The 1,272-nt window shown below is 33.3% G+C and carries 1 protein-coding gene; it reads left to right on the top strand.

What is annotated here, in order from left to right:
- Positions 1-13: 13 nt before the first annotated feature.
- Positions 14-1,150: an ISH3 family transposase gene (locus AABK37_RS41395; RefSeq protein ID WP_432557180.1), complete on the top strand. Its 1,137-nt coding sequence runs from the start codon at positions 14-16 to the stop codon at positions 1,148-1,150.
- The last annotated feature ends 122 nt before the right edge of the window (positions 1,151-1,272 follow it).

Below are 1,272 nucleotides of genomic sequence, written 5' to 3' on the forward strand. Positions count from 1 at the left end.
GTATTAAGGCAAGGTGAGTACAGCAAATGCCCCAGTTTTAACTGATAGTAAAACATTGGACGAAGTGGTTGACTGCTTAACAGAACATATTCCAATTAAGACTCAAGGTCAATGTGAGCAAAAGAATATTTTTGAAATTTTAATTCGAGCCGCCACACAGAAAGATAGTATAGAAAACACGAGTAAAGTTTTAAAAAATGTTCCCACAAGTAAGAATATTCATTACCACTTGGAGAAATATGAAGATCTTCAAAGTCTTGAGTCAGATTTCAACAAAGCACTTCAAAATCGTTTGCCAGATGGTATTCAACAAGGACAACAAAAAACTGCCATCGATTTTAACCTAATTCCATATTATGGTGAGCCATCACTGGAAGAAGCACCATATATTTATAGAAGTCAAGCTAAAAGTGGTACTTGTTCTTTTTATGCTTATGCAACTTTATATGTAATTAAAAAGAATAAACGAGTAACTCTAGCTATTAAAGCTGTGAGAAAACAAGATACTTTAGTTGCAATTATTACCTATCTTTTAGCATTAATGGAACCAACTAAGTTAAGAATCGAGCGATTGTATTTAGATAGAGAGTTTTTCTGTGTACCAGTGATTCGATGGCTACAAGCTTTAGGCATCCCCTTTGAAATGCCAGCTATTATTCGAGGTAAGCATGGAGGTACTAGACAATTAATCAGGGGTAGGCGTAGTTATAAAACAACCTACACTTTGAACAGCGATAAATATGGTTCAGTAACTTTTCATGTTTGGATAGTCTGCACATATAAAAAAGGAAAAAGGCGAGAGCATGGACGAGAGTTTTTTATTTATGCTATCCAGAAAGTTAAGTTGTCATTACATTCAATACATGATGACTATCGTCTGCGTTTCGGAATTGAAAGCAGCTATCGGATGAAAAATCAATGCCGTATCAAAACAACTGTTAAAAATCCAATCATTAGGTTTTTATTTGTAGCGTTAGCATTTTTAATTATTAATATTTGGATTTATCTATTATGGTATTACCTTAGTGCTTTAAGAAGAAGTAGTAAAAAAGCTTTATCTTCTCTATTTACTCTCAAACAAATGTTGGAATTTTTACGTCAAACTATAGACCGTAATTATGGAGTAGTCAATGAAGTGTATTTGACGTAGAACAAGCTGACTCATAAGTTTCCTTTATCAATCATGAAAAACGAGCAACTTTTTTGAATTCTTGAAAAACTGTATCACAGGTTACTATTTTTTGACGATCGCAAAAGTTTTCGGTCTACTGA

The sequence above is a fragment of the Tolypothrix sp. VBCCA 56010 genome, assembly GCF_050875635.1.
Classification (GTDB): Bacteria; Cyanobacteriota; Cyanobacteriia; order Cyanobacteriales; family Nostocaceae; genus Hassallia.